Here is a 3,344-nt window from a genome sequence, read left to right on the forward strand (position 1 = left end):
GAGTAATGAGTAATGAGTAACGAGTAAGAAGTCTTGAAGTCTTGAAGTACTAAGCTTTGAAGTCTTGAAGTAAGAAGTTTTGAAGTCTTGAAGTTTTGAAGTAATGAGTTAAAGAATTAATGCTAAACGCTTAAAAATTGGTTAACCTTTGCAAGATCTTAGGGGGGTAAAAGAGAAATGAACTTTTTCTGAGGTTAATTTAGTACATAAGTACGGGTGGAAGATGTGAGCCAATGGAAGAAATACAATTTAAGACTGATTATTGAGTATTTTGTAGGATAAAATTTTTAAAAAAAATTAGCTAAGAATCTTTATCCGAACATTATGGGTTACATCTTGCTTTCCAATGATCCTAACTTATGTTGATTTTTTAACAGAATAGTAAAAACAGCCAAAGTTTTTGTTGTATTTTTGTATATACTAAAATACTAGATAAGTAATGAGAGTATGGTACAATGAGAGCTGTTAATATCATGTCCGTTTAATTAGTTATGATAAAGTTCTACCTTCATAACTTCTTCCTTTCCTTCTGCCTCCTGCCTCGGTGCCTCCTGCCTCACCTCATTTTTATCGTAAGTATTCACCCGAACTTGATATAATATCAAGATTAGTCAAGTCATCAACAACATTTTTGATTTGATCAATCTTATTTATGAATTGATTCTTAGAATCAAGCACCAACTAAATAGGCTAAGGAGGTTTAGTATGCCTAGTTTTAAAATTTATAATCGCAAAGTTTATATGCTTATTGATCAAAGTGGATCAATGACCAATAGAGATCCTAAATTAGCTTATGAAAGGCGATGGATTGCTCTACGAGAACTAGTAAAAGGCCACGTTTTTAGAATTCTCACTCAGGAAGGAATGAACGGAGAAAAAATTTGTGATGAGGTTACAGTTGCTTTCTTTAGTCCAAACCGTCCGGGTATTAGTACAATAGTTCAAGATGATTCACAAATTATTGATCTTTTTCAAGAAAATCAACCTGATGGTAACACTTTTATTGTTCCTACCCTTCAACAAGCAATTGATGACTGGTTTACTACTCGGAGACCTGACCAAGGGGGATTTATTATTATTTACACTGACGGAGAACTAAGTGATAAAAATGACTTTAAACAGTTAGTTGATCAAACTGCTAAAAAAATAGAGAATCAGGACGAACTTAAGATTATCATTATTGGTTATGGTAGTGAAATTGTTGACAGACCAGAATTTTATGAAGACTTAGATGAGAATGTTCAAGAAAATTTAGATAAAAATGGGAACTTGTGTGATATTGTTGTCTTCGAGAAATGTGACACAATGCCTAATATTATTGAAATTCTTAACAAAGAGCTTTAAAAGTTCGGAGCTTTCGTACTATGGGTGCTACCGAGTGAACTATGCTAAATCTTCAAAAACTGAGACAGGGCAAGAATTTAAGTTTTTGATAGATGTCTTGAGCTGAATTACTTGCCCTGTCTCACTTATATCTATTTAAACCTTGTTTTTAGCATAATTTAGTCTGTAGAGGTTGGTAGCCGCATAACTTATGGGCATTCCAAGCTTGCCTATTCCCTATTCCCTTAGATAAATTTTTTGATACAAATCCATAATTTTTTCTGTAACTTCACGGATTGTCAGATTATCAGTATTAATAACTGTGGCGTCTGGGGCTTTTTGCAAAGGAGAAACAGCCCGTTTACTATCATAATCATCTCTAGCTTGAATTTCTCGGGCTAATTCTTCGATATTGACATCAATCCCTTGATGTTGAAAGTCTTGGAATCTTCTTTGAGAACGTTTTTCCACGGAAGCGGTTAAGAAAATTTTGATTTCAGCGTCAGGAAATACATTAGTGCCAATATCTCTCCCTTCAGCGACTAAACCTCCTTTTTTGCCATATTGTTTTTGTAGATTAACTAGTTTGTGGCGTACAAATTTGATAGCTGAGACACGAGATACGTTTTGAGTAACTTCGGGAGTACGAATCGCTAGGGTTACATCATAACCATTAATAATAACTTGTCCTGATTGTGTGGTATCGCTTTCTGGGATTAATTCTATGTTAACATCGTTAATTAGTTCGGCGATCGCCCCTGTATCTTCTAAATCAATACCTGAGTGCATGATTAACCAGGTAACGGCTCTGTACATCGCTCCTGTATCTAGATATAGTAAGTTTAAAGCCTTGGCTAAAAGACGAGTTACTGTTGATTTTCCTGCCCCCGCAGGTCCATCTATGGCAATAATTGGTTGACGTCTTCGCAGTATTATATTATCGATTAGACGAGTTTTACCTATCCACACAGCCATTCCTAATAATCCTATTGTCTCTATGTTTTCTACAGATTCTAAAGTATCTGGATGAACTAATTCTAAATATTCTACTTTAGCACTAGAAACAGTAGCTAATTCTGTTTGGGCAATCTTGATTAATTTTGCTGCGTTATTTTCTCCTTGATTGAAGACTAATTCGGCTTTTTGTAAGCTTCGATACAATACTGCGGCTTCTTGTTTTTCTTTCTCACTCAAATACTTATTTCTAGAACTATAAGCTAATCCCGACACTTCCCTAACAATTGGACAAGCTTTTATTACTGTAGGAATTTTTAAATCTTTGACTAAACGACGAATAATCGCTAATTGTTGAGCGTCTTTTTGACCGAAGTAAGCTTTATGGGGTTGAACAATTTGCAATAATTTAGTAACAATGGTAGTCACTCCCGCAAAGTGTCCAGGTCGAAAAGGACCACATAGCACTTTAGTCATATTTACTGGAGGAATAACCATAGTAGTTTCTTGGTTACCTACTTGTGGGTTGATTCCCATTTCATCTGGTGAAGGCGCTAGGAGAAAATCTACTCCTAAGTCTGCACATAATTTAGCATCAGAATCAAGCTGTCGGGGATACTGATTATAATCTTCTCCAGGACCAAATTGCAGGGGATTCACAAAAACGCTGACTACTACCAAATCATTTTCACTTATAGCACGTTTAATTAAGCTTAAATGACCCGGGTGTAGAGTCCCGAGAGTTGGTACAAAACCAATAGTATTCTCATTTGGTTTCTGGGATGCTAAACTAGATCGCAATCCAGCAACTGTAGTAAATAGTCGCATTTTTAGCCTATTGAACTATGCTTCCAAATATCTGTTATAACATAAGTTAACAATTTAGTTACCAAGAGGGCAAGGTTTTTTCTCTCAACAAAAGTAATTGAAAGCCTGGAATCCCCGTAACTTTAGGGCGGGGAGGAAAGGCGAACGGAGGACTAAAGTCCTCCGTAATTTAAACAACGCTTACGTTTATTAGACCTACGAATTAACATAACTTTCTTGAGAGAAAATTGCCCAATTCG

The 3,344-nt window shown here is 35.6% G+C and carries 2 protein-coding genes; one reads left to right on the forward strand and one right to left on the reverse strand.

The features are described from left to right. Window positions 1–705 precede the first annotated feature (705 nt). Window positions 706–1,344, forward strand: coding sequence for a vWA domain-containing protein (locus MW688_RS06130; protein WP_486735053.1), 639 nt, complete (start codon window positions 706–708; stop codon window positions 1,342–1,344). Between the two features lie 216 nt (window positions 1,345–1,560). Here the strand turns inward: MW688_RS06130 and MW688_RS06135 are convergent, their stop codons facing one another. After that, window positions 1,561–3,105 carry a bifunctional pantoate--beta-alanine ligase/(d)CMP kinase gene (locus tag MW688_RS06135; protein ID WP_486735054.1) on the reverse strand — a complete coding sequence of 515 codons (1,545 nt, stop codon included), beginning with the start codon at window positions 3,103–3,105 and terminating at the stop codon, window positions 1,561–1,563. Window positions 3,106–3,344: the final 239 nt, after the last annotated feature.

Source organism: Johannesbaptistia floridana (assembly GCF_057440575.1).

What these genes read in the sequence shown, in the direction of transcription:
- MW688_RS06130 (WP_486735053.1), top strand. Translation starts at nt 706, where the DNA reads ATGCCTAGTTTTAAAATTTATAATCGCAAAGTTTATATGCTTATTGAT.
- MW688_RS06135 (WP_486735054.1), bottom strand. Translation starts at nt 3,105, where the DNA reads ATGCGACTATTTACTACAGTTGCTGGATTGCGATCTAGTTTAGCATCC.